This window comes from Flagellimonas marinaquae, from assembly GCF_003992675.1.
Classification (GTDB): Bacteria; Bacteroidota; Bacteroidia; order Flavobacteriales; family Flavobacteriaceae; genus Flagellimonas; species Flagellimonas marinaquae.
On the sequence record NZ_RZMZ01000014.1, the window covers coordinates 24,126 to 48,582 of the forward strand.

The 24,457-nt window shown below is 42.9% G+C and carries 24 protein-coding genes and 1 tRNA gene; 18 read left to right on the top strand and 7 right to left on the bottom strand.

Annotation, left to right across the window (positions count from 1 at the left end; genetic code table 11):
- Window positions 1-611 precede the first annotated feature (611 nt).
- From EO130_RS07590 to deoD, 9 genes are all read left to right on the top strand, one after another.
- Window positions 612-2,264, top strand: a complete 1,653-nt coding sequence (locus EO130_RS07590; protein ID WP_127140924.1) for a SulP family inorganic anion transporter — start codon at window positions 612-614, stop codon at window positions 2,262-2,264.
- A 171-nt stretch (window positions 2,265-2,435) separates the two neighbouring features.
- Window positions 2,436-3,281: an alpha/beta fold hydrolase gene (locus EO130_RS07595; RefSeq protein ID WP_127140925.1), complete on the top strand. Its 846-nt coding sequence runs from the start codon at window positions 2,436-2,438 to the stop codon at window positions 3,279-3,281.
- Window positions 3,282-3,776, top strand: coding sequence for an RNA polymerase sigma factor (locus tag EO130_RS07600; RefSeq protein WP_127140926.1), 495 nt, complete (start codon window positions 3,282-3,284; stop codon window positions 3,774-3,776). It begins immediately after the preceding gene.
- Window positions 3,763-4,314 carry a hypothetical protein gene (locus EO130_RS07605; protein ID WP_127140927.1) on the top strand — a complete coding sequence of 184 codons (552 nt, stop codon included), beginning with the start codon at window positions 3,763-3,765 and terminating at the stop codon, window positions 4,312-4,314. Before EO130_RS07600 ends, EO130_RS07605 begins: the two co-directional genes overlap by 14 nt.
- A 522-nt stretch (window positions 4,315-4,836) precedes the next feature.
- Window positions 4,837-6,351: an NADP-dependent isocitrate dehydrogenase gene (locus tag EO130_RS07610; protein ID WP_127140928.1), complete on the top strand. Its 1,515-nt coding sequence runs from the start codon at window positions 4,837-4,839 to the stop codon at window positions 6,349-6,351.
- 129 nt (window positions 6,352-6,480) lie between these two features.
- Window positions 6,481-7,434, top strand: a complete 954-nt coding sequence (locus EO130_RS07615; protein WP_127140929.1) for an L-threonylcarbamoyladenylate synthase — start codon at window positions 6,481-6,483, stop codon at window positions 7,432-7,434.
- Window positions 7,435-7,546: 112 nt separating this feature from the next.
- On the top strand, window positions 7,547-7,951 hold the full coding sequence (locus EO130_RS07620) for a hypothetical protein (RefSeq protein ID WP_127140930.1): 405 nt from the start codon (window positions 7,547-7,549) through the stop codon (window positions 7,949-7,951).
- Window position 7,952: 1 nt separating this feature from the next.
- A complete protein-coding gene (deoC, locus tag EO130_RS07625) occupies window positions 7,953-8,591 on the top strand; it encodes a deoxyribose-phosphate aldolase (RefSeq protein ID WP_127140931.1) in 639 nt (212 codons plus the stop codon).
- A 6-nt stretch (window positions 8,592-8,597) separates the two neighbouring features.
- Entirely contained in the window at window positions 8,598-9,302 is a 705-nt protein-coding gene (deoD, locus tag EO130_RS07630) for a purine-nucleoside phosphorylase (protein ID WP_127140932.1), read from the top strand.
- A 1-nt stretch (window position 9,303) separates the two neighbouring features.
- Here the strand turns inward: deoD and EO130_RS07635 are convergent, their stop codons facing one another.
- Complete coding sequence (locus tag EO130_RS07635; RefSeq protein ID WP_127140933.1) at window positions 9,304-10,575, bottom strand: mechanosensitive ion channel family protein; 1,272 nt, start codon at window positions 10,573-10,575, stop codon at window positions 9,304-9,306.
- A gap of 208 nt (window positions 10,576-10,783) precedes the next feature.
- Here EO130_RS07635 and EO130_RS07640 point away from each other — a divergent pair.
- The 7 genes from EO130_RS07640 to EO130_RS07670 all read left to right on the top strand — a co-directional run bounded on the left by EO130_RS07640 (window position 10,784) and on the right by EO130_RS07670 (window position 16,795).
- Window positions 10,784-10,867 (top strand) — tRNA-Leu (locus EO130_RS07640).
- 170 nt (window positions 10,868-11,037) lie between these two features.
- The gene (locus EO130_RS07645; protein WP_127140934.1) at window positions 11,038-11,937 is read left to right on the top strand and encodes a MerR family transcriptional regulator; all 900 of its coding nucleotides are present in this window, start codon (window positions 11,038-11,040) and stop codon (window positions 11,935-11,937) included.
- A gap of 6 nt (window positions 11,938-11,943) precedes the next feature.
- A complete protein-coding gene (locus tag EO130_RS07650) occupies window positions 11,944-13,404 on the top strand; it encodes a phytoene desaturase family protein (RefSeq protein WP_127140935.1) in 1,461 nt (486 codons plus the stop codon).
- Window positions 13,401-14,243 (top strand): phytoene/squalene synthase family protein, encoded by an 843-nt coding sequence (locus EO130_RS07655; RefSeq protein WP_127140936.1) that lies wholly within the window; start codon window positions 13,401-13,403, stop codon window positions 14,241-14,243. Before EO130_RS07650 ends, EO130_RS07655 begins: the two co-directional genes overlap by 4 nt.
- Window positions 14,240-14,689 (top strand): sterol desaturase family protein, encoded by a 450-nt coding sequence (locus EO130_RS07660; protein ID WP_127140937.1) that lies wholly within the window; start codon window positions 14,240-14,242, stop codon window positions 14,687-14,689. Before EO130_RS07655 ends, EO130_RS07660 begins: the two co-directional genes overlap by 4 nt.
- On the top strand, window positions 14,689-16,161 hold the full coding sequence (gene crtD / locus EO130_RS07665; protein ID WP_206513136.1) for a 1-hydroxycarotenoid 3,4-desaturase CrtD: 1,473 nt from the start codon (window positions 14,689-14,691) through the stop codon (window positions 16,159-16,161). Before EO130_RS07660 ends, crtD begins: the two co-directional genes overlap by 1 nt.
- Before the next feature lie 79 nt (window positions 16,162-16,240).
- A complete protein-coding gene (locus EO130_RS07670) occupies window positions 16,241-16,795 on the top strand; it encodes a carotenoid biosynthesis protein (RefSeq protein WP_262707324.1) in 555 nt (184 codons plus the stop codon).
- Between the two features lie 26 nt (window positions 16,796-16,821).
- Here the strand turns inward: EO130_RS07670 and EO130_RS07675 are convergent, their stop codons facing one another.
- From EO130_RS07675 to EO130_RS07700, 6 genes are all read right to left on the bottom strand, one after another.
- Window positions 16,822-17,388, bottom strand: a complete 567-nt coding sequence (locus tag EO130_RS07675) for a TlpA family protein disulfide reductase (RefSeq protein ID WP_127140939.1) — start codon at window positions 17,386-17,388, stop codon at window positions 16,822-16,824.
- The gene (locus EO130_RS07680) at window positions 17,385-17,945 is read right to left on the bottom strand and encodes a TlpA family protein disulfide reductase (RefSeq protein ID WP_127140940.1); all 561 of its coding nucleotides are present in this window, start codon (window positions 17,943-17,945) and stop codon (window positions 17,385-17,387) included. The genes EO130_RS07675 and EO130_RS07680 overlap by 4 nt, the downstream gene beginning before the upstream one ends.
- 81 nt (window positions 17,946-18,026) lie before the next feature.
- The gene (locus EO130_RS07685) at window positions 18,027-20,294 is read right to left on the bottom strand and encodes an aconitate hydratase (RefSeq protein WP_127140941.1); all 2,268 of its coding nucleotides are present in this window, start codon (window positions 20,292-20,294) and stop codon (window positions 18,027-18,029) included.
- A 103-nt stretch (window positions 20,295-20,397) separates the two neighbouring features.
- A complete protein-coding gene (locus tag EO130_RS07690) occupies window positions 20,398-21,351 on the bottom strand; it encodes an AAA family ATPase (RefSeq protein WP_127140942.1) in 954 nt (317 codons plus the stop codon).
- A 4-nt stretch (window positions 21,352-21,355) separates the two neighbouring features.
- Complete coding sequence (locus tag EO130_RS07695; protein ID WP_241244321.1) at window positions 21,356-22,756, bottom strand: peptidylprolyl isomerase; 1,401 nt, start codon at window positions 22,754-22,756, stop codon at window positions 21,356-21,358.
- Complete coding sequence (locus EO130_RS07700; RefSeq protein ID WP_241244322.1) at window positions 22,740-23,576, bottom strand: peptidyl-prolyl cis-trans isomerase; 837 nt, start codon at window positions 23,574-23,576, stop codon at window positions 22,740-22,742. Before EO130_RS07700 ends, EO130_RS07695 begins: the two co-directional genes overlap by 17 nt.
- A gap of 162 nt (window positions 23,577-23,738) precedes the next feature.
- On the opposite strand from EO130_RS07700, the gene EO130_RS07705 reads away from it, so the two are divergent.
- Both EO130_RS07705 and EO130_RS07710 read left to right on the top strand, forming a co-directional pair.
- Window positions 23,739-24,191 carry an SRPBCC family protein gene (locus tag EO130_RS07705; protein ID WP_127140944.1) on the top strand — a complete coding sequence of 151 codons (453 nt, stop codon included), beginning with the start codon at window positions 23,739-23,741 and terminating at the stop codon, window positions 24,189-24,191.
- A 5-nt stretch (window positions 24,192-24,196) separates the two neighbouring features.
- Entirely contained in the window at window positions 24,197-24,454 is a 258-nt protein-coding gene (locus tag EO130_RS07710; protein WP_127140945.1) for a hypothetical protein, read from the top strand.
- The last annotated feature ends 3 nt before the right edge of the window (window positions 24,455-24,457 follow it).

Below are 24,457 nucleotides of genomic sequence, written 5' to 3' on the forward strand. Positions count from 1 at the left end.
TACTTTCTAATGTTTACAGGAGTGGAAACGCTTTCCATTGGATTCTGCTATACTGGAAATAAATGAACATAGTAAAATAACTAACCATTTATTGACCTGTAACCTAGTACGCCTGCAAAACCAACGGACAACAAACCAAAATAGGATTGTGCTGCAACATCCAAACTGATAAGACACAGCATTGACCTCCTCCCAATATTAGGTACCGGTCATAACTAGAGAATCGGGGCTATTTTGATTCATTTCGATGTACTCGTTGGGAGACATGTCCCCCATAGAACCCATACAAAAACTGGGCAATATCCTTCCATACTCCAAAAAGAATTTTATTTCCGATAAAGGTCATTTTTTGACGGAAGAAAAAGAAACCTGGAAGAAAATACTGTTATCCCTTAATCGATAGCAACCCATATTTGTAATTATAATGCGGAAGTTTCCATAAAGTGTTCATCCCATTTCAAATACAGCTCCAAGCAGTCCAGGTCTCATATCCTTGTTAAATTTAAAAGGAGTAATCCATGTAGGTTTCAGATTAAATATTGTATTTTTCGTTATAGAGGTCAACAACGAAAAGACAATCGCTGCCTTACTAACCAATTTAATTAAACAGCATGGGGAAATCATTTTTCAATTTAAACTATCTCAAAAGGGATTTTACAGGTGGTCTTGTAGCAGGAGTCGTGGCTTTGCCGCTTGCTCTTGCGTTCGGGGTTCAATCGGGAATGGGAGCAACGGCCGGTCTTTATGGTGCCATAGCTGTTGGTATTTTTGCCGCTTTGTTTGGTGGAACAGAGACCCAAGCAAGCGGTCCCACTGGTCCCATGACGGTCGTGTCCGCAGCAGTGGTAGCTTTTGGTATTCAAACGAATGGCTCCCTGGATAATGCGATGAGTATTATTCTGCTGACCTTCCTTTTAGCGGGACTCTTTCAAGTGGTCTTTGGTTTTTTAAATATTGCAAGTTATGTGAAATACTTCCCCTACCCTGTAATATCAGGCTTTATGAGCGGTGTGGGCCTTATTATCGTGATTTTGCAACTATTCCCATTGGTTGGGTTGGATTCGGCGAAATCCACTTGGGCCGTAATTCAAGATGTACCCCGCCTTTTTGAAGAAGCTAACCTGTCCGCTTTGTTATTGGGAGGCATAACCATTGTCATTTATTTTCTTTTCCCAAAAATAACAAAGGCCGTCCCAAGTGCTTTGGTAGCCCTAATCGGTGCCACGCTCATTGCCTATTTTGCCAAAATGGATGTCCCATTGATAGGTGAGATTCCTTCGGGTCTTCCCTCGTTCCAACTTGGGGGTATCCTCAGTGTTGACCCAAGCATCTATCCCAAAATCATAGAATACGGTCTGGTATTGGCGGTGTTAGGAAGTATAGATTCCTTGTTAACGTCGGTTATTGCCGATAACATGACCAAAACCAAGCACAACAGCAATAGAGAGCTGATCGGACAGGGTATTGGCAATATGTTGGCAGCTGCAATCGGGGGAATACCCGGTGCCGGTGCCACCAAAGGAACCGTGGTGAACATCAATGCTGGTGGAAAAACAAGATTATCGGGAATCATACATGGGCTATTCCTGCTTACTGTTTTACTTGGACTTGGAAAGCTAGCGGCCCATATACCCCTTTCGGTGTTGGCAGGCTTGCTTATTCCCATCGGATTTAAAATTGTTGACTTCAAGGGCTTAAAACATCTATTAAAAGTTCCAAAGGCGGATGCCGTTGTTCTTTTCCTTGTATTGACGGTAACTACGTTCGGAAGTTTGATTCATGCCGTGGGCATCGGTATCGCGTTGGCTTGCCTATTGTTCATGAAAAAATCGGGCGATATTGGAGAAAAAGGCCTTCAAGTGGAACGATTGTCGGATTTGGAAGATGAAAAACCGTGGCAGGATGAAATGGAGATCTATGAAAAGTACAAGAACAAAATTGTTATAAAACACCTGTACGGACCATTGTTTTTTGGTTTTACATCCTATTTGAAAGATCAAGTAAAAGCCCTGCCACACGATATCGAAGCCGTAATATTGAGAATGGATCGGGTACCTTATATTGACCAATCGGGATTATATGCCTTGGAGGAGATTATTTTTGACCTCCGTGCAAAAAACATCGAAGTCATCATTGTAGGGCTGAAAGAGCAACCCTGTGACATGCTCAAAGCGATTGATATTATTCCCGATTTGATACCCGAGGAAGATTTGTTTAAAAATATTGAAGGTAGTTTTTCCTATTTAAGGGAACAGTTCAAATAACAGGATGGAGTATTGATGGTTTTTTCAAGGAAAAGTTCCGAATAACTGATTAACGTATGGTTTATGGGAAGCAACAACTCCATGTCGACATAAATCAGTTTTAAGAAACCACTCGACGCATGTAACATTTTTTGATTTCTGCATCTAAAGCCAAAATTAAATACAGAAATCATGAAAAAAATCTATTTTCTCTTCGCAATGTTACTTTCTCTTGCTGTTCAGGCTCAGCAAAACGACCAACCCATTCACGTAAAGGTTAGCGGCAGTGGAGCTCCTATTCTGCTCATTCCAGGTTTTACCGTTCCAGGCGAAAGTTGGGATGCCACCGTAAGTCAATTGGAGAAAAACTACGAGTGTCATGTGCTTACCCTAGCTGGTTTTGGAGGAAAGCATCCTATCGACTTCCCCTGGCTACCAAAAATCAACACATCCATTGAAAACTATATCCAAGAGAACCGACTCAACAATCTGACCGTGATTGGACATAGTTTGGGCGGGACCATTGCAACTTGGCTTGCCAGTAGGGAGAACAACAGCATATCCAAACTAATATTGGTAGACGCATTACCGGCAGCCGGTGCCCTGATGATTCCAAACTTTGACCCTGAAAATCTAGCCTATGAAAGTCCATATAATGACCAACTCTTATCTATGAACGAAGTTGAGTTTGAGAAAATGGCCCAAGGTATGGCCCAAGGCATGAGCGTACATCCAGAAACCCAAGAAAGGATAAAAGATTGGATACTATTGGCCGATAGGGAAACCTATGTGTACGGCTACACCGATTATTTGAAGCTGGACATGAGGGAGGCCCTGAAAAATATTTCGGTTCCAGTGACCATTATCGCGGCCGATAAACCTTACGGAAAAGAAATGGCTGCGCAAACCTATAAAAATCAATACGCTAACTTAGCCCAATACGATTTGATGATGGCCGATAATGCTGCGCACTTTGTCATGTTCGACCAGCCAGAGTGGTTCATGCAACAAATCTTAAATATACTAGCATCCAACTAAATGGACATCACAAATCAATTTTCCCAAGTATATGAGGTGCATGCCCCTAAAGTGTATAGGCTATGCCTAGGGTATGCGTCGGGGGATGAAGATTTGGCCAAGGAGTGGCAACAACAAACCTTCATCAAGGTTTGGAACCATAGAAATGCCTTTAAGGGTGAATCATCGTTGAGTACTTGGATTTATAGAATTGCAGTAAATACCTGTTTGGGCGATTTAAGAAAGCCCAAGAAACATGTTCCTATCAACGAAGCCATTCTGGAAAAGGACGAAATTGATGGAAATAAGGAACAACAGGATACCCAAATCAAAAAAATGTACCAATGTATTCAGAAACTTACTCCAAACAACAAAGCAATCATCCTTCTGGAATTGGAAGACGTTCCTCAGGCCGAAATTGCAGAAATGCAGGGAATTGCCCATGGTGCCTTGAGAACCCGACTGAGCAGAATTAGAAATTCACTTTTAAAATGTATGACCAATGAAAAACGATAATTTATCCCAAATATGGAAAAGTCAGCCTAGCGACTTATCCCTCGATGGGCCCGACAATATCATCAAAAAGGCCAAAAAACAACGAAATGGACAATTGATCACCATCGCCGTGCTATCGGTGACCCTATTAATTTTGATAAGCTTTACTATCAAATACGCCAACAGTAACTGGAATAATTTTACACTGGGCCTTCTATTTATGATTTCCAGTCTCGCTTTTAGGGTCATCATTGAATTTATCAGTATGTATCGCAAAGAAAGCCAGCTCATCATGCTGGATAACGTAGCCTATCAAAAATATCTGAAAGCGTATTACCGAATGAGGTTGAGAACAAACTACATTATCACCCCACTATGTTTTGGAGTGTATATTTTCGGATTTACGATGCTCTTACCCTATTTCAAAAAGGAGTTTTCCGAGGGCTTTTATAAGTATATCCTGATTTCGGGAACAATATCGCTTGTTATCGTAGCAGCCATCATCATAAATAGTCTTGTGAAGGAACATCGGTTTTTAAATCATTTAAAAGGGAAATGAACAGACCTTTGGTCTGAGGAAGGGTTCCTAATCCGTAATGGACCATTCAACCATAAGCCGATACATTAGAAAGAAAAGCAACGAACCGTAAAAATTGATTTGATACAAGTTGAAATCATTCGGCCTCGGCAAACACGCTTGATCGTAGATAGCTCAATATTCCCGATGATTGGACGGATAGCCATGAATGCAAATGATTTTGCCAAAAGGATGTGGCGCGGATTTGAGTGGTTTATTTATACTTCTTATGGTATATCCGTGCCACTTCCCACGTATCACTTCCCAAATAGATGAAAAATTGATGACCGCGATAGTTTTTTAGTTCATTCCACTATCAAAATGTAAGTCAGAAAGTCCTTTTTCAATTCAAAAATTCGCTCCTTTTCCAAACCCCACAACCTAGATGATACGGCTTTTTACCGATTTATTATAAAATATGTTTATGGTTTATGTAATTTATTTAAATAATGATTTATGGTTTTTTACCTGCATATTTGCATCGTAAACGTAAACATAACCACAATGGGTACAAAAGCATTAACTGAACAAAAAACAAAAAAACAACTCAATACCCCAGTAAAGATTGCTGTTGCCAACGGTGATGGCATCGGTCCCGAAATCATGAAGGCTACCCTGCGCATTTTAGAAGCCGCAGGCGCTCCAATTGAACCTGAATACATTGATTTGGGTGAAAAAGTCTACTTATCCGGCAATACTTCTGGAATCGACAGCAAGGCTTGGGAAGCCATCCGAAGCAACAAAATCATATTCAAGGCACCAATTACCACACCACAGGGCAAAGGCTACAAAAGCTTGAACGTGACCTTGAGAAAATCACTAGGTCTTTTTGCCAATGTACGGCCTGTTTCCGCCCTCTCCCCCTATGTACCCACAAACTTTCCCAAGATGGATGTGGTCATCATCCGAGAAAATGAGGAGGACCTCTACGCGGGAATCGAGCATAGGCAGACCCAAGAAGTCTACCAATGCCTAAAGCTCATTACAAGACCAGGATGCGAGCGCATCATTCGATATGCCTTTGAATATGCCAAAGCGTTTGGAAGAAAAAAGGTCACTTGCATGGTGAAAGACAATATCATGAAATTGACCGACGGATTGTTCCATCAGGTTTTTGATGAAATCGCGCTGGAATACCCTGAAATCAAAAACGAAACACAGATTATCGATATAGGTTCCGCGCGTTTGGCGGCAAGTCCAGAGGATTATGACGTAGTGGTAACGGCGAACCTTTACGGAGACATTATTTCCGATATTGCTGCTGAAGTTGGCGGTTCGGTGGGTATGTGCGGCTCCGCGAACATCGGTACTGAAGTTGCCATGTTCGAAGCCATCCATGGATCTGCACCTGACATTGCAGGAAAAAATATAGCCAACCCGTCCGGCCTTATCAACGCAGCCATCTCCATGTTGGCACATATTGGGCAAGCAGAAGTAGCGGATAAAGTAAAAAACGCCTGGTTGACCACCTTGGAGCAGGGTTTCCATACGGCAGACATTTATCAAGAGGGCATTAGTATCGCAAAAGTTGGCACACAAGAATTTGCCGATAAGGTCATCGCCAATTTGGGAGAGACTCCAAATACACTTCCCAAAAGCCTACTGGTGCAAGGTAAGGGAACCATCCAAATACCAGAATATGTCCGCAAAAACGAGACCAAGGAATTGGTAGGCGTAGATGTGTTCTTGGATTGGCAAGGTACAGACCCAAACGAACTTGGTGATACCCTCGCAAAGCTAGAGGTATATCAACTTAAATTGAAAATGATTACCAACCGTGGAGTAAAGGTATATCCCGAAGGGATAAAAGAAACTTACTGCACTGACCATTGGCGATGCAGGTTTGTAGGTACGGGTGCACAAATAAGCGGCCCCGAACTAAAATATGCACCCATTACCTACGAACACGTAGTAGCCCTGTTGTCCAAATTGCATCATCTAGGTTTTGATGTGATCAAAACAGAAAACCTCTATGAGTTTGATGGCAAACGAGGGTTTTCGCTAGGTCAAGGAGAATAGTACAACCATTTTGGATGTGTTTTGAGCGAGCGTATCGATCCTTGTGGTCGGTGCGCTTTTTCCGTCCAAAAAATGCCGTACTTTGCGCAACTTTTTTAAAGTAAAAAGTCTGATAAAATAAAAATTGTCATGGTACTAGGTCCAGATGAATTGGAAAAGGCAGTAGCCATTTTGAAGAAAAATAATGTTTTGGCGATACCCACCGAAACGGTTTATGGATTGGCTGGAAATATCTACAGCGAAGAAGCCATTGCGAAGATTTTTGAACTTAAGAAAAGACCGCTCAACAATCCATTGATCGTGCATCTGCACAAGATGGAACAACTACAGGAAATCGTTAAGGAATTTCCTCCAAAGGCAAAATTGCTCGCCGAACGATTTTGGCCCGGCCCCTTGACACTGGTTCTAAAAAAAGGGGACAATGTACCCGACTTGGTCACGGGAGGTAAGGATACGGTCGCCATTCGAATTCCCGACCATCCCGTAACATTGGCCTTGTTGGAACAGCTTCCCTTCCCAATCGCTGCACCCAGTGCCAACCCATTCAACAGGATAAGCCCTACAAGCGCTGCCCACGTTACCGGTTACTTCCAGGACGCACTTGCCGTTTTGGACGGTGGAAGCTGCAAGAAAGGCATAGAATCCACCATTATCGGTTTTGATGGTGAAGAACCCGTCCTGTACAGATTGGGGTCTATTTCCAAAGAAAGCATTGAAGAAACGGTTGGCGAGGTCCGTATTCAAAATAAAGCCAAATCAGCGCCCAATGCCCCTGGCATGATGAAAAAGCATTATGCCCCTACTACCAAAACGTACTTGACCGAGAACGCCAAAGAAATGGCATCCCTTATGGAAGGAAAAAAGGTGGGGTTGCTCCGCTTTACCGGAAAGTCCGAAGACCCCAAATACGATCATATCGAAGTATTGTCCCCCTCAGGTGATCTCGCCGAGGCTACCACCAATCTTTACGGAGCTTTACACCGATTGGACAGCATGAAGCTGGATATGATCATTGCCGAGCGAGTGCCAAACATAGGACTAGGGTTGTCCATCAACGATCGACTGGAAAGGGCTACACAATAAACCTCTAAAAGCACCGCTGGAGCAAATTCTTCAAAAGGAACAAGAATTGAGGAATGTCATAAAAATACGCTCTTTTTAATCCTAATTTTAAGGGAGTCTTAAATCAATAATCATGTACAACTCAGAAAAAATAGGGAACGAATTCTACCAAAGCCTGGGCAAGCTGTTCTATTTCGTGGCCATGGCCGACCATACGGTAAAACCCGTCGAGATAAAAAGACTACGAAAATACGTCCGCCAATACTGGTTGGATGTGGATGAAATTGAAGATGAGTTCCATACCGATGCCGCCTATCAGATTGAAATTGTCTTTGATTGGTTGGACGGGGAAGAAAAAGAGGGTGAAACATATTTTGATGAATTCAAGGAATTTTACAAAGAGCATCCCGATAAATTTTCGGAACCCATTAAAAAGTTGATTGTGGGAACCGCTGAAGCCATAGCCCAATCGTTCGCTGGGAAGAATAGATCTGAGATGTTGGCTATCTTTAAGCTCAAACAACTGTTCAACCATTGATATGGACCTGGCAAAATACATTGACCACACCAATCTAAAACCAACAGCAACCATCGAGGACATCGTTGCGCTTTGCAAACAGGCCATAGTAAATGGGTTTTATGCCGTTTGCGTTAACGGATGCCATGTTCCGGCCGCCAGGGACACCCTTAAAGGAACCCCGATAAAAGTGGCCGCGGTGATAGGTTTTCCATTAGGGGCCATGGCCACCAAGGCCAAAATATGCGAAGCCATGGACTGCATTGAAAATGGTGCGGATGAAATCGATATGGTCATTAATTTAGGATGGATCAAATCGAAACGCCTTGATGATGTGCGAGATGAAATCAAAGCGATCAAAAAAGCAATCGGACCTAAAATTTTAAAGGTCATCATAGAAACCTGCTACTTGACCGAAGCAGAAAAAGAGCAAGCATGCCTGCTAGCTGTTGAAGCAAACGCCGATTTCGTAAAAACCTCCACAGGTTTTGGAAATGGTGGGGCAACCTTGGCCGATGTGCAATTAATGAAGCGCGTGGTAGCCGACCAACTTAAGGTCAAGGCCTCTGGTGGCATAAAAACCAAAGAGCAAGCCCTAAAATATATCGCCCTTGGTGTATCTCGAATAGGTACCTCCTCTGGCCCCGAACTGATCAAATAATAGACCATGAGCATACATATCCAGGCCAAAAAAGGGGAAATAGCAGATACGGTTTTAATGCCCGGAGATCCCTTAAGGGCCAAATGGATTGCCGAGACTTTTCTGGAAGATTCCTTTTGTTACAACCAAATAAGGGGTATGTTGGGCTACACGGGGACCTTTAATGGTCAACGAATCTCCGTTCAAGGCAGTGGCATGGGCATGCCTTCGGCCATGATCTATTTGCACGAACTCATCAAGGATTACGGTGTTAAAAATGTAATCAGGGTCGGTTCGGCTGGATCGTATCAAAAGGACATCAAACTCAATGATATTGTTTTGGCCATGGCCGCATCCACTACCTCGGGAATCAATAATTCAAGATTCGTCAATTCAGACTACTCCCCTACCGCCAATTTTGACCTGTTCATCAAAGCGGTAAACTATGCCCAACAGCACAATATTCCAATAAAGGCCGGCAATGTGCTCTCTTCGGATGAATTTTATGAAGATGACCCCAAAGCTTACAAGCACTGGGCGGAATACGGTATTCTTTGTGTTGAAATGGAAGCTGCCGGTATTTATACCATTGCTGCAAAATACAAGGTGAAAGCGCTAACGGTCTTAACTATTTCCGACTCCTTGATTACTGGAGAACAGCTTTCCGCCGAAGCACGGGAGTCCTCATTCCGGGAAATGGTGCAAATCGCTTTGGCCGCCGCTATGCCGTAAATCAAATTTTAGTTTCCTCTTCCGATGTGGGAACAAAGGTAGTAGATGACGGAAGTTCGAACAGTTCCAATGAAAAATAGGGCAATGCTGCCAGCAAATGGTCAAAAATATCCGCCATTACATATTCATAATTTTCCCAACGTTTGTCCGAACTAAAGGCATAAACCTCCAAAGGAATACCTTGCGAAGTAGGCTGTAATTGCCTAACCATCAAGGTCATCTTTTTGTTGATGGCAGAATGACCTTCCAGATAATTGGTCACATATTTCCGGAACACCCCAAAATTGGTAAGGTTCCTACCGTTGACCAATAATTCCTTGTTGATCTGGTTATCTTGGTTGTGCGATTTTATCTGTTGGCTCCGTGTAGTGATATAGGCCTCGATCAAGTATATTTTTTTCAAACGCTCCACTTCTTCATCTGTGAGAAAACGGATGCTCTTCTGCTTAATAATCAACGAACGTTTGATTCGTCGCCCACCCGAGGCCTGCATACTACGCCAATTTTTGAACGAGTCGGAAATTAAGGCATAGGTTGGTATCGTGGTAGTGGTCATATCAAAATTCCGCACTTTCACCGTAGCCAAACTGATTTCAACAACGTCCCCATCCGCCCCATATTTTTCAAAAGTGATCCAATCCCCTATCCGGACCATATCATTTATAGTGACCTGAATACTGGCTACCAGTCCGAGAATGGAATCCTTAAAGATCAACAACACCACGGCTGAGGCAGCACCCAAGGCCGTGAAAAATTTCCATACAGTGGTATCGGTTACGATAGCAAAAATGGTCAGTATCCCAATCGCCCATGCGAAGATCATAAAAACTTGCACGTAACTGTCGATGGGCTTATCCCTAAACTTTGGAAGGGTTTTTAAGTAGCTATTTACGCTCTTTAAGAACTTTCGGAAAATGACCAAGGTCAAAAAAACAAATAAGATCTTGATGGTCTTAAGGGCTATAATGGCTGCATAGTCAAAATCTTCGAAGGCAACCGGAACAAACCTCAACAAAATCAACAATGGGATAACGTGCGCCACGTAGCGCGGTACCCGATGTGCGACCAAAAAATTATCAAAATTATTTTTGGACTTTCGGGCCAATCGAACGGAAACGGCCCGCAATATCTTCCAAAGAAGGATATCCAGCAAAAACACCAGTACCAGCACGACCAGCATCAATACAAAAACATTGATGTACGCCGCCAAACCTTCGGCCATGCCCGTTTCCAATAAATAATTGTACAGCAAACGCCCCAGATCTTTATCCATAGTTATTCCTTGTAGAAATTAGCATGTAAAATTACAGGATTTAATCTACCTTTCTATGGAAGTATCCTATCATTTTAAAGGTGGGTCAAGAAAGTATGGATGGGGAGAACCGGAAACCAGGGAAAAGAACTTCTTTGTCTCATAAAATCACCTTTCAGCCCCTTCCTTTTGCGTAAAAAATTTATATTTGCACACCGAAAATCCAAAGGCCCACGTGGTGGAATTGGTAGACACGCTACCTTGAGGGGGTAGTGTTCGTAAGGACGTGCTGGTTCGACTCCAGTCGTGGGCACAAAAGAAAACCGCAATCCGTTGCGGTTTTTTGCTTTCAACACTTCCTGAAAAATCCGCAACCCTTTTCACAAAACACTGATTTTTATACAGGCATATCCAAATTTTATGATAAAAAACTAGGACGGCATCTATTTAATCGTAAATTTGTTTAACGTTTAAATGAAAATGATGAACAACGTAAAGACTTCCTTTAGTATTCGGGATATGGAGAACCTTTCGGGAATCAAGGCACACACCATTCGGATTTGGGAAAAGAGATACAATTTGTTCAGCCCGGAACGAACGGATACCAACATTCGCACCTACAGTCTTGAAAGTTTGCAAAAGCTGCTTAATGTCACTTTGCTCTACAACAATGGTTACAAGATTTCCAAAATTGCCAAATTGGGAGAAGAAAATATCCCAGTTTTGGTCAACGAAATCATTGCTGAAAAAAGTGAAAAGAGCCATGCGCTGAACTCCTTTAAACTGTCTATGCTCAATTTTGATCAGGCACTCTTCTTGAATACGTATAATGAGCTAACGGAAGACAAAACCTTCACCCAGATTTTCAACGATGTCTTTTTGCCGCTCTTGAACGAACTGGGATTGCTGTGGCAGACCAATACGATTAGTCCTGCCCACGAACATTTCATTACCAATCTAATCAAGCAAAAAATTTATATCCATACGGAGCAGTTACAGTTTGAAGCACCTACAAAAAATGATGAGGTCTATGTGCTCTTCCTCCCTGAGAACGAAATTCATGAACTGGGACTCCTGTACGTTAATTATCAATTGGCGCTCAATGGCTACAAAACCGTTTATCTGGGCCAAACGATGCCTGTGGAGAGTTTGGAAGACCTGCTGAAATATTACAACAACATACGCTTTATTTCTTATTTCACTGTTACGCCTACCAAGGACGAAATAGACACCTATTTTGAGCGCTTTGGAGAAGTGCTTAAAAAATCGCCAGGCTCCAAACTATGGGTGCTTGGCCACCAAATACAGGATTTCGACGAAGATTCCGTTAAGGACCCCATTGTTATATTCAAATCCATCAACCAACTGCTAGATTCGCTTTAAAATCCAATGAAAAAAGTAATTGTAATAGGTTCCGGCTTCTCATCGCTTTCGGCCTCCTGCTATCTGGCAAAGGCTGGATTTGAGGTGGAAATGTTCGAAAAGAACGACACCGTGGGAGGAAGAGCCCGCCAGCTGACCAAGGATGGATTTACCTTCGATATTGGCCCGAGTTGGTATTGGATGCCCGATATTTTTGAAAAATTCTTCGCCGATTTTGGAAAAAAAACTTCTGACTTTTACCAGTTGGACAAATTGAACCCGGCTTACAAAATCTTTTTCGAAGATGATATCATCACCATTGGTGACTGTATGGAAAGTATTTGTGAGGAGTTCGAACGCATAGAATCGGGCAGTAGCAAACATTTGAAGCAATTTATTGGCGAGGCACAGGAAAATTATGATATCGCCATAAACAAGGTGGTCTTGCGTCCCGGGCTATCCCCTTTGGAGCTAGTGACCAAGGAAACCGTGCTAAAGGTGGACCAATTTTTCAAGACCATAAGCCAACAGGTTAGAAAAAGATTCAAAAACCCTAAACTGGTATCTACATTGGAGTTTCCCGTTCTGTTTTTGGGAGCAAAACCCAGCAAAACGCCCTCCTTTTACAATTTCATGAATTTTGCTGATTTTGGTTTGGGTACTTGGCATCCCAAAGGTGGGATGTATGAAATCATCAAGGCAATGAAGAGCGTGGCCGAAGATTTGGGCGTTATCGTCCATACCAACAGTCCGGCCAGCGAAATCTTGGTATCCGAAGGCGAAGTGATGGGGATACGAAGCAACGGAAACAACCACTTGGCCGATTATGTGGTCAGTGGCGCGGATTACCATCATTCCGAGACCCTACTGGATAAAAAATACCGACAATATTCGGAGGAATACTGGGCCAAAAAGACCTATGCACCTTCCTCGCTGTTGTTTTACATCGGTTTTGATAAGAAGTTGAACAATATCGAACACCACAACCTGTTCTTCGATACCGATTTTGAGCAGCATGCCCAAGAAATTTATGATAATCCACAGTGGCCGAGCAATCCATTGTTCTATGCCAATTTCCCATCGGTAACGGATGCCTCAATGGCGCCGGAAGGCATGGAAACAGGCTTTTTCTTGGTACCGATTGCGCCCGGGTTGGAAGATACCCCGCAATTGCGAGATCAATATTTTGATATTGTCATGGACAGATTTGAAAATTTAACTCATCAATCTGTAAAAAATTCTGTAATTTTTCGGCAGAGTTTCTGTGTAAACGATTTTGTGGAACAGTACAACTCCTACAAGGGAAATGCTTATGGGATGGCCAATACATTGCGTCAGACCGCTTTTTTAAGACCTAACCTCAAAAGTAGCAAGGTAAAAAACTTGTTCTTTACCGGTCAGTTGACCGTACCCGGCCCAGGGGTCCCACCTTCCCTGATATCCGGCAAACTGGTGGCTGATTTAATCATTAAAGATGAAAACCGATGAAAACTATTTTTGACAACGTCTCGTACGACTGCAGTAAGATCGTAACCAAATCTTACAGTACCTCCTTTTCCTTGGCGACCAAAATGTTGGCTCCTTCGATTAGGGCGGACATTTACAACATTTATGGTTTTGTTCGTTTTGCCGATGAAATCGTGGATACCTTCCATGATTACAACAAGGCGCAGCTGTTCGACACCTTTGAAAAGGATATGGAACGGGCCATCGAGGACAAAATCAGTCTTAACCCCATTTTAAACGCCTTCCAACATACCTATCACAAATATGATATTCCGCACCACTTGGTGGAGTCCTTTATGAAAAGTATGCGAATGGATCTTACCAAGAAAAACTACGAAACCTTTGATGAGTATAGGGAGTACATCTATGGTTCTGCAGATGTGGTGGGGCTAATGTGCCTGTGTGTATTTGTGGATGGGGACAAGGAAAAATATGAAAGGTTGAAGGAATCTGCCATGGCACTAGGGTCTGCGTTCCAAAAGGTAAATTTTCTAAGGGACCTGAAAGCAGATTATGAGGACTTGAACCGTACCTATTTTCCCAACACCGATCTTTTGGAGCTGGACGAAGTGTCCAAAAAACGTATCGTAGATGAAATAAAAACGGATTTTGAAGTAGGTTATGCAGGTATTGTGGAATTACCCGAACAGGCAAAGTTTGGAGTTTACACCGCTTACCGATATTATAAAAAGCTGTTGCAAAAATTGCAGAGCACCCCTCCTTTGGAAATAAAAAACACTAGGATTCGTGTACCCAATTATCAAAAATTTGGACTTTTGGCACAATCCTATGTAAATTATAAATTACAATTGGTACAATGAAAGTAGCACTTTGGATATTGATATTTTTGTCAACTTTTTGCTTTATGGAATTCATGGCATGGTTTACCCATAAGTATGTGATGCACGGTTTTTTATGGAGTCTCCATAAAGACCATCACAGAAAGGACCATGATTCTTGGTTCGAGCGAAACGATGCCTTTTTTATCTTTTATGCAGTGGTAAGCATGAGTTTTATAATGATTGCGAACAATACTGATTTTTGGTATGGCTGGCCCATTGGATTCGGGATTCTCGCTTATGGCATCGCCTATTTTTTTGTACATGATATTTTTATTCACCAACGCTTCAAGCTATTTAGAAATGCGAACAATTGGTACGCCCGAGGTGTGAGAAGAGCCCATAAAATGCATCACAAACATTTAGGTAAGGAAGATGGTGAATGCTTCGGAATGCTCTTTGTTCCTTTCAAATACTTCAAAAAATAATGCAGAGAGCCATTGTGGTTGGCGCGGGGATTGCCGGAATAGCCACTTCAATACGATTACGTGCAAAGAACTACAACGTCACTGTACTTGAAAGCAATGCGTACCCCGGTGGTAAATTGCACGCCACAGAAAATCAAGGATTCCGTTTTGACCTTGGACCCTCCTTGTTCACAATGCCACATTTTGTAGATGAACTTTTTGAACTTCACGGACAAAATCCACGTGATTATTTCAACTACAAAAAAAAAGAAGTCATCTGTAATTATTTCTGGGAAGATGGCACCCGATTCTCTGCTACGGATGGACCAAACTCCTTTGCACAAGAGGCATCTAGAATCTTTGGTGAAAGTAAAGAGCGTATTGAAAAGTATTTAGGAAAGAGTAAAAGGAAATATGATCTAACGGCTCCCTTATTTCTTGAAAAATCGTTGCATAAACGGGATACCTATCTTAACAAAGATTGCCTTAAGGCTATTTTGGGAATCGGTCAATTGGATATCGGAAAAACATTGGATGAAACCAACAAAGCAAATTTTAAAAGCGAGAAATTGATTCAACTTTTTAATCGGTTTGCCACGTATAACGGTTCGTCGCCCTATGAGACCCCAGGCATAATGTCCATGATTCCCCATCTTGAAATGCATTACGGCACCTATTTCCCAAAGGGTGGAATGCACCGAATCACTAAGTCTTTATATCTACTTGCCCAACGTATCGGAGTGGAGTTTCGCTTTAGTGAGAGTGCGGAGGAAATCATGGTTGAGCGTGGAACTGCGATTGGGGTCCGGACCAAAAAGGGGAAATACGCATCCGATATCGTCATTTCTAACATGGATATCTACCCAACGTACAAAAAGCTTTTACCAACCCAAGAACAGCCCGTAAGGACCTTGAAGCAAGAACGTTCGAGTTCGGCACTCATATTCTATTGGGGGATTTCCAAGAAATTTGAACAGCTTGACTTACACAATATCTTCTTTAGCGAAGATTACAAAAATGAATTTGAGCACATTTTTCAGCGGAAATCCTTGCACCCCGACCCAACGATATATGTCAATATCACGAGTAAGGAAGAACCTAATGATGCACCAGAAGGTTGCGAAAATTGGTTTGTAATGGTAAATGCACCGGGAAATTTTGGGCAAGATTGGGATAGTCTAAAATCTCAATCCAGAAAAAATATAGTGCAAAAACTGTCGCGGTGTCTCAACACGGACCTAGAACAGCATATTGTATCTGAATTTACACTGGACCCGGTCCAAATTGAGAACAATACCAGTTCCTATCGAGGAGCACTGTATGGTGCGGCCAGTAATTCGCGTTTCTCTGCTTTTTTACGACATCCAAATTTTTCGTCAAAAATCAACAATCTATACTTCTGCGGAGGGTCTGTCCATCCAGGAGGGGGTATTCCCCTTTGCCTGCTGTCCGCAAAAATTGTTAGTGAACTAATTCCAAACAATGATCAATAAGTTGTCTACTAAATTCCAGGTTTGGTTCGCCTCATTCCTGATATGGCTGTTTCATGTTTCTGCAATGATTGGCATAACAATGGGTCATAAAGATTGGTTTTTAGAAAAAACCCCATTGAACCTTAGCTTGAGTCTTGTTCTCTTCTTTTGGATTTTTCCAATCAATACCATGAAAAGGGCGCTATTGTTTGTGCTCTTTTTCGGAATGGGTATGCTGGCAGAATGGCTTGGCGTAACCTATGGCTTATTGTTTGGAGAATACGAATACGGCGAAGCATTGGGTCCAAAACTCGATGGTGTTCCTTGGTTGATTGGTTGCTATTGGGGGCTACTTGCATTTATTACCTATGAAATAGCCAAGTATAAAGGCATTCCGATTTGGCTACAATTATGTATTGGGGCCGGATTGATGGTACTTTTGGACTTTTTTATGGAGATCAACGCCCCAAATTTTGACTTCTGGACATTTAATGGGGAAGTCCCCTTAAAAAACTATGTCACTTGGTTCGTCATCGGTCTTTCCATGCAACTTTTGCTAAAGAGGTTCCACATTACGGGAAACAAGACCATTTCCTACCATCTGTACACTGCTCAATTACTCTTTTTCATTTACTTTTCGCTGATTAACGTTTGATAAGTTTACCGAATCCTTTTTTTATGTTACTCAGCCAGCAGTTGGTCCAAAAGATTGCGGACTTTGTCCGAATTCCAGTTGGCCGCACCTGTTTTGTCCACCACCACATCGCCTTTTTTATCTATGATGTAGGTAACGGGAATACTTCCGCTCTCTAACGCTTTTGGTGTTGCCGATGCCTGAAAATAAACTGGTAAATCATAGCCCTTTTTCTCCAAGAATGTTTTCACTTTTTCCTTCTCGTCGTTGGCCACAAAGGCAAATACGACCTTGTCCTTATAGTCTGCGTAAAGTGTAGCAAAACCAGGTAGCTCTGCAACACAGGGTGGGCACCATGTGGCCCAAACATTGATCAAAACAACTTGGCCCTCCTTTGATTTAAGGTTCACTTTATGACCTTCCATATCAATAAGTTCCCAGTGATAATTCTCCAGTACGGTCTGTTCCCTTTCATCCACCGTGCTCGGACTAATCACGGTAGCGACCACTTTATTGACCCACACCCGAACATGAAATCCTAACGGCGTAAAGAGAATGAGCAATATGGCTACAATCCAAATAACATTGCCGATCTGTTCTTTTGTGATTTTCATTCTGCAATCAATTCATCCAATAATCGGTATACCTTTTTCGAGCTCCAATCGGAGATACCCTCTTCATGGATTACAATATGGCCTTCCTTATCGAGCAGATAGGAAGATGGTACTTTGTCGGCGCTCACGGGCATCTTCTCCCCTATGATCAAATAGGTGACCGGAAAAGAAAATCCATGCTCTTCCATAAAGGTCTCTACAGGTTCTTGCTCTTCATTGGTAATAATGTAAAAGTCCATTTGCCCCTTATATTTGTCGTACAATTCCTGGATACTTGCAAGCTCTGCCTCCGAAGGCAAACGCCATGAGGCCCAAAAATTAATGAAGACCACATTTCCCTTGGATTTTTCAAAATTGAAGAAGTTCCAATCAGCATCCTTTAATCGCCAATCGTAATCCGTAATCTGTTGCTGCTCTGTTTCCTCAATGACCGCTGGAGCAAATGAAAACAGGCGGTTCAACCAGATTTTTCCATAATAACCGATGGGGGTTACAAAAAATGACAGGACAAAGAGAATCAAAATGATATTGAGGACGGTCTTTTTATTGACTTTCATGGAATGGTTTTTCTCAAAAAATAAAAACTCCTGATATCAATTAGCGACATCAGGAGTTTCAACAGATTATTTTAGATACAATTAAGCATTTTGTTTTTTGATCAAGTTCAAGGCAGAACCTTCATTGAACCATTTGATCTGTGCATCGTTGTACGAATGGTTTGCCATAATAGTGTCCTTGCTACCATCAGCATGAACTACTTCTATGGTCAAAGGCTTGTCCGGTGCAAACTCTGCAACATCCACAAAATTGAAGGTATCGTCCTCCTGGATGAGATCGTAATCGTTCTCATTCACAAAGGTCAAGGCCAACATTCCTTGCTTTTTCAAGTTGGTTTCGTGTATCCTAGCGAAGGATTTTACCAAAACCACAGCTACGCCCAAATGTCTGGGTTGCATGGCAGCATGCTCACGGGAAGAACCTTCTCCGTAGTTATGGTCTCCCACCACGATGGTTTTGATACCTTTCTTTTTGTACTCGCGCTGGGTATCTGGAACTCCACCGTACTCCCCTGTCAATTGGTTCTTGACGAAGTTAGTTTTTTGGTTGAAGGCATTTACGGCACCAATCAACGTATTATTGGCAATATTGTCCAAATGTCCTCTAAAGCGCAACCATGGTCCTGCCATGGAAATGTGGTCCGTAGTACATTTTCCAAAGGCTTTGATCAACAGTTTCATACCTTGAAGATCTTTTGCCGTGATGGGCTCGAAAGGCTCCAATAATTGCAGCCTTTCAGAACCTTCGGCTACGATTACCTCAACTCCGCTTCCATCCTTAACGGGCTCCAAGTAACCGTTCTCCTTCACTTCAAAACCTTTTGGTGGCAATTCCCATCCTGTTGGTTCATCCAACATGACTTCTTCGCCATCTTCGTTGATCAACTTATCCGTCAACGGGTTAAAGTCCAATCGCCCTGCAATGGCAATCGCCGCAGTCATCTCCGGTGATGCCACAAATGCGTGGGTATTTGGGTTACCGTCCGCACGCTTTGCGAAGTTACGGTTAAAGGAATGTACGATACTGTTCTTGGGTGCGTTCTTTGGATCTTCGTATCGTCCCCACTGACCGATACATGGTCCACAGGCATTGGTAAATATTTTGGCATCCAGCTTCTCAAATATTTCGAGGATACCATCACGCTCCGTGGTGTATCTTACCTGCTCCGAACCTGGATTGATTCCGAACTCGGCCTTTGTCTTAAGTTTTTTGTCCAAAGCTTGCTGTGCAATCGATGAGGCCCGTGATAAATCTTCATACGAAGAGTTGGTACAGGAACCTATCAATCCCCACTCCACGGCCAATGGCCATCCATTTTTCTCCGCTTTTTCTTTCATGGTTCCCACCTCTGTGGCCAAATCTGGGGTAAATGGACCGTTCAACAAAGGTTTCAATTCGGTAAGGTTGATTTCGATCACTTGATCAAAATACTGTTCCGGATTGGCATACACCTCTGGGTCTGCGGTCAAGTGTTCCTTTACTTTATTGGCTTCATCGGCAACATCTGACCTGTCGGTAGCTCTTAGATAGCGCTCCATGGACTCGTCGTAACCAAAGGTTGATGTGGTCGCACCGATTTCGGCACCCATATTACAAATGGTTCCTTTACCGGTACATGACATAGAGGTTGCTCCTGGGCCAAAATATTCTACAATGGCACCTGTACCTCCTTTTACGGTAAGAATTTCCGCTACTTTAAGGATAACATCCTTGGGTGCGGTCCAACCAGATAGTTTTCCGGTCAACTTTACACCTATTAATTTAGGGAACTTAAGCTCCCAGGCCATTCCTGCCATTACATCAACAGCATCGGCACCTCCAACTCCAATGGCCACCATTCCCAATCCACCGGCATTTACGGTGTGTGAATCGGTCCCGATCATCATACCTCCAGGAAAGGCATAGTTTTCCAACACCACTTGGTGAATGATACCTGCTCCAGGCTTCCAAAAGCCAATTCCATATTTGTTCGATACAGACTCCAGAAAATCAAAAACTTCCTTGCTGGTCTCGTTGGCATGTTTCAAATCTTGTGCGGCACCATCCTTAGCCTGAATCAAGTGATCACAGTGTACCGTTGTGGGTACGGCTACTTTGTCTTTACCAGCCTGCATAAACTGCAACAAGGCCATTTGGGCCGTTGCATCTTGACAAGCAATCCTATCGGGGGCAAAGTCAACGTAATCCTTGCCTCTTACAAAGGCTCTTTCCGGTTTACCGTCCCAAAGATGAGAGTATAAGATTTTTTCTGAAAGTGTAAGGGGCTTGCCCACCAATTCACGGGCTTTTTCCACGCGTTCCCCCATGGAAGCGTAGACACCCTTTATCATGTCTATATCAAATGCCATTCTACAATAGAGTTTTTAAGATTTTCGTAATTCGGTAAATTTACTAAATCGTATAGTAATTTGGAATTAGAATCGAACTAAATCCGTCTTGACCAAATTATTTTTACAACAATTCTGTGATAATTTTTTCTTCTGTGAGGCCTTCGGCTTCCGCCTTGTAGTTTTTCAAGATCCTGTGGCGAAGGATTCCCAGGCTTACCGCCTTCACATCTTCGATGTCTGGAGAGAACTTACCATGAATGGCCGCATGGGCTTTGGCAGCCAACACCAGATTTTGTGAAGCCCTTGGTCCTGCACCCCAATCGATGTAGTTCTTTACAAAATCGGGAGCGTCTTCCTGTCCTGGCCTTGTCCTGTTCACCAGCCTCACGGCATAATCGATGACATTGTCCGGCACTGGTATGCGACGAATCAAATGCTGCACCTCGATGATCTCGTCGGCATCAAAAAGCGTGTTAATGGTTACCTGATCATCGGTAGTGGTGGATTTAACTACTTGTATTTCCTCCGCAATGGACGGATATTTGAGTTCGATGGCGAACATAAAACGGTCCAATTGGGCCTCTGGCAAGGGATAGGTTCCTTCCTGCTCAATGGGATTCTGTGTGGCCAGCACAAAATAGGGTTGGTTGAGCTTGTATTGTTTTCCTCCAATGGTCACCGCCCGTTCCTGCATGGCCTCCAATAGGGCTGCTTGTGTTTTGGGTGGTGTTCGGTTGATTTCGTCCGCGAGGATGATATTCCCGAACACAGGTCCCATGATGAACTTAAAGTTGCGGTTCTGGTCGAGTACCTCACTGCCCAAAATATCACTGGGCATCAAATCGGGAGTAAACTGTATTCTTTTAAAATCCAAACCAAGGGTCTGTGCAATGGTATTGACCATCAAGGTCTTTGCCAGACCAGGTACACCTATCAACAAGGAATGTCCACCAGTGTAGATGGACAAGAGTATTTGTTCTATCACCGCATCTTGCCCCACGATGACCTTGGCAATTTCCTTTTTTAGCTCTTGATGCTTTTTGACCAGGTTTTCTACTGCAACAACATCCGACATACAATTATTCCTTTACCCAGTTGTTTGCAAAATCACAGTCCCTATTGTCTGGGTCAACGTGAATGTAAGTGTCTTCAATATGTTCGTCCATCCATTCCTTAATGGCCTTGAACTGCTTTTCGCGCAGGGCCAACTCCTGTATCTTCATGTAATCCTTGGCAAAATCGGCCTCATGCTCGTCATAGCGGTTGGAAATCTTCATGATCTTGAACTTCGGTGGGCCTCCTCTTGGGTCATCCTCCCGGATGGGCCTCGAGATTTCCCCGTCCTTGAGATTCCTTACTTGATTGTAGAGCGTAGGGTCCATTTTGGTCAGTTCAAAACGGGAGTCGAAATTAATAGGGTTACGGAGCAATCCACCATCAAACTTCGTTTCCTTTTCATCGGAAAAGTTTAATGCAGCTTCCGCAAAGGTGTATTTTCCATCGATAACCTGCTGACGGATGCTATCCAGTTCTTTCACCGCTTTGTCGATGGCACTTTTGGGAATATCTGGAATCATCAAGATATGTCTTAAATCCAATTCCTGACCCCTGATTTTTTCGATATAAATAATGTGATAACCAAAAATAGTTTCAAAAGGCTCTGAGATTTCTCCCTCCCTAAGGCTAAAGGCAACATCTTTGAATTCTTTTACAAAAGGAGTTTCCTTGGTCATACTGTAAAATCCACCTTTTGATTTAGATCCCGGATCTTGTGAGTACAAAATAGCTTTCACATTGAAACTGGCATCGTTCTCCAACACATCTTGACGGATTTCCTTCAGTTGGTTGATTACCTTTTGCTTTTCCTCTTCGGGGGCTTCGGGCTGTTTCACAATCTGGGCAATTTCCAGTTCAGCTCCAAATACTGGGCGCTCGTCTTCTGGAATTTTATAGAAAAACTGGCGCACCTCCTCTGGGGTCACTTCAATTTCCTCAACGATTTTTCCCTGCATCTTTTCAGAAAGCATCCGTAGCTTGTTGATTTCAAACAGCTCTTCACGGAAACTTTCCATGTCCGATTTTTTATAGTAGCTCAGCATCTTCTCCACACTACCGATCTGTTGGGTCAGTTGCTGGATTTGACGGTCGCTCTGGGCATTTACCATATCGTCGGAGACCAACAAACTGTCCTGCACCGCTTGATGCGCATACAACCGGTCCTCCATAAGTTTGCCCAATAATCCGCAGCGGGTCACATCTTCTGTGGACGCTCCTTGGTTCTGCAAATCGATCAAGGTTTTGTCTATATCCGATTCCAGGATTACATAATCCCCGATTACAGCGGCGATCCCGTCCAATTTTACCCGGTTGGTATTAGTGGTGGAGTCTGTCTCGCTCAAAGCTTGGTCCACTTCCTGTGCCTGCACCATTCCCACAATCGCTAAGAGTGCGATGGAGAGTGCCTTAATTTTCTTTGTCATAAACCTCAAATTCATTCTTCTTGATAGCTTCATCTATTATTTCGGTTTCTAGTTTTTTTACATAATTCAAACGTCTCCGGTTGAGTATCAATTGCCTTATGTCCGGTTCCACATAATCGAACGGGGCTGTTTCATTGACTTCCAGAACGTTGGTCACCCAGCCCAAATATACCTCTAACGAGTCTTGTAGCTCAAAAAATTGTGATTTTTTTAAGTGGGATTCCTCATTTGCCTGCGTCAATGGGGGTATTTCCTCTATTACCCGACTGGCACTTACCCAAATGGAGTCGTTAAAATGGATTTTTTTGAATTGAACGGCTATGGAATCCAAATATCGTTTGTCCGTATCGTCCCAATTCTTGATTTTTTGCTCTACCCCATCACGGTCCAAAAACTGTTCCGACATGCCCACAAAGCGCAACTGCACCAATTTTTCGTTCAGTTTAAAGTTTTCCTTTTCCCGATCGTAAAACTCTTGGAGCTGGTTTTTAGTAATGGCTGTATCTTGGGATTGAAGCACCAAGGCTTCAATGTAGGCGCGTGTATAAAGGTCGGCACGGTAGTCAGAAACCAAACGGTCAAATTCCCTTAGCTTTTCTTCAGGAAGGTTAATCCTGGATTTGTCGAGCAATAATTGCTTCGACGCCCAATTATTGATGTAATTTGTCACGAAAATGGCACTGTCCTGAGCAGTCATGTCGTCTTGGACCAAAGATGCGATATCTTCCCTATAAAGATAGGTATCGCCGACCCGCGCCAAGGGTTCTTTTTCCTCTTCCTTATTGAACATTCCCTCACAAGAGGAAACTAACATCGCCATAAAACAGCATTGAAGGAAGAACCTATTTTTTTGGAGCTTAAGCATTTCGCAAAAATAACAATTACAAAATCCCTTACAAGAAGGTTCTCATATGATTAACAGATTTTTTTGGTGCGGGATAGATAAGCAGAATTTGTTACATTAGTGCAAAACCAAACCAACATGAAGTATACTACCGAAGTTGTTGTTGATGTTCCAAGGGAAGAGTTCATCCTAAAAATGATGGATCCCGAGAATATGAAGCATTGGCAAAAAGGACTACTCGGATATGAGCAACTCTCACCCAAGCCCGGACAGGAAGGCGCCCAAATGAGCTTGAGCTACAAAATGGGGAAACGCGACCTGAGCATGGTGGAGACCATCATCAAAAAAAACCTGCCAGAAGAGATACATATGACCTACGATACCAAAGGAGTGCACAACATTCAAAAAAACTATTTTAAGGAGGAAGGAAACAAAACCCGGTGGATTTCGGAGTCCGAGTTCCAATTTTCCGGCCTTGGAATGAAATTGATGGGACTCTTGATGCCCGGAGCGTTTAAAAAGCAGTCTCTGGCCTATATGGAAGATTTTAAAGCATTTGCCGAAAAAGGCGAATCGGTACTAAATAACTAAATACAATGGATATACTTTTGGATAGAAAAATCAAGATTATTTGGGATTTTCGTGGACCTAACGCGGCCCACACTGCAGCACATTACCTGAAACACCTTGAGGAGTTCGTGGATGTAGAGGAACTTAAATACGACCTTGGGGGAGTGGAGCATTTTAGTCCCACGCACAGTATTGCATATTTGGTAGTAGCCGAATTTGAACTCAAGGAGGTTCGCAGTATTCTCAAACCACACAGGGGACAAGTATACACCGGTGACATCTAAGGT

What these genes read in the sequence shown, in the direction of transcription:
- EO130_RS07710 (WP_127140945.1), top strand. Translation starts at nt 24,197, where the DNA reads ATGGATATACTTTTGGATAGAAAAATCAAGATTATTTGGGATTTTCGT.
- EO130_RS07655 (WP_127140936.1), top strand. Translation starts at nt 13,401, where the DNA reads ATGAAAACTATTTTTGACAACGTCTCGTACGACTGCAGTAAGATCGTA.
- EO130_RS07645 (WP_127140934.1), top strand. Translation starts at nt 11,038, where the DNA reads ATGAACAACGTAAAGACTTCCTTTAGTATTCGGGATATGGAGAACCTT.
- EO130_RS07605 (WP_127140927.1), top strand. Translation starts at nt 3,763, where the DNA reads ATGAAAAACGATAATTTATCCCAAATATGGAAAAGTCAGCCTAGCGAC.
- EO130_RS07610 (WP_127140928.1), top strand. Translation starts at nt 4,837, where the DNA reads ATGGGTACAAAAGCATTAACTGAACAAAAAACAAAAAAACAACTCAAT.
- EO130_RS07680 (WP_127140940.1), bottom strand. Translation starts at nt 17,945, where the DNA reads ATGAAAGTCAATAAAAAGACCGTCCTCAATATCATTTTGATTCTCTTT.
- EO130_RS07615 (WP_127140929.1), top strand. Translation starts at nt 6,481, where the DNA reads ATGGTACTAGGTCCAGATGAATTGGAAAAGGCAGTAGCCATTTTGAAG.
- EO130_RS07685 (WP_127140941.1), bottom strand. Translation starts at nt 20,294, where the DNA reads ATGGCATTTGATATAGACATGATAAAGGGTGTCTACGCTTCCATGGGG.
- EO130_RS07595 (WP_127140925.1), top strand. Translation starts at nt 2,436, where the DNA reads ATGAAAAAAATCTATTTTCTCTTCGCAATGTTACTTTCTCTTGCTGTT.
- EO130_RS07635 (WP_127140933.1), bottom strand. Translation starts at nt 10,575, where the DNA reads ATGGATAAAGATCTGGGGCGTTTGCTGTACAATTATTTATTGGAAACG.
- deoC (WP_127140931.1), top strand. Translation starts at nt 7,953, where the DNA reads ATGGACCTGGCAAAATACATTGACCACACCAATCTAAAACCAACAGCA.
- EO130_RS07695 (WP_241244321.1), bottom strand. Translation starts at nt 22,756, where the DNA reads ATGACAAAGAAAATTAAGGCACTCTCCATCGCACTCTTAGCGATTGTG.
- deoD (WP_127140932.1), top strand. Translation starts at nt 8,598, where the DNA reads ATGAGCATACATATCCAGGCCAAAAAAGGGGAAATAGCAGATACGGTT.
- EO130_RS07700 (WP_241244322.1), bottom strand. Translation starts at nt 23,576, where the DNA reads ATGGCGATGTTAGTTTCCTCTTGTGAGGGAATGTTCAATAAGGAAGAG.
- EO130_RS07690 (WP_127140942.1), bottom strand. Translation starts at nt 21,351, where the DNA reads ATGTCGGATGTTGTTGCAGTAGAAAACCTGGTCAAAAAGCATCAAGAG.
- EO130_RS07650 (WP_127140935.1), top strand. Translation starts at nt 11,944, where the DNA reads ATGAAAAAAGTAATTGTAATAGGTTCCGGCTTCTCATCGCTTTCGGCC.
- EO130_RS07620 (WP_127140930.1), top strand. Translation starts at nt 7,547, where the DNA reads ATGTACAACTCAGAAAAAATAGGGAACGAATTCTACCAAAGCCTGGGC.
- EO130_RS07660 (WP_127140937.1), top strand. Translation starts at nt 14,240, where the DNA reads ATGAAAGTAGCACTTTGGATATTGATATTTTTGTCAACTTTTTGCTTT.
- EO130_RS07675 (WP_127140939.1), bottom strand. Translation starts at nt 17,388, where the DNA reads ATGAAAATCACAAAAGAACAGATCGGCAATGTTATTTGGATTGTAGCC.
- EO130_RS07670 (WP_262707324.1), top strand. Translation starts at nt 16,241, where the DNA reads ATGGGTCATAAAGATTGGTTTTTAGAAAAAACCCCATTGAACCTTAGC.
- EO130_RS07590 (WP_127140924.1), top strand. Translation starts at nt 612, where the DNA reads ATGGGGAAATCATTTTTCAATTTAAACTATCTCAAAAGGGATTTTACA.
- EO130_RS07600 (WP_127140926.1), top strand. Translation starts at nt 3,282, where the DNA reads ATGGACATCACAAATCAATTTTCCCAAGTATATGAGGTGCATGCCCCT.
- EO130_RS07705 (WP_127140944.1), top strand. Translation starts at nt 23,739, where the DNA reads ATGAAGTATACTACCGAAGTTGTTGTTGATGTTCCAAGGGAAGAGTTC.
- crtD (WP_206513136.1), top strand. Translation starts at nt 14,689, where the DNA reads ATGCAGAGAGCCATTGTGGTTGGCGCGGGGATTGCCGGAATAGCCACT.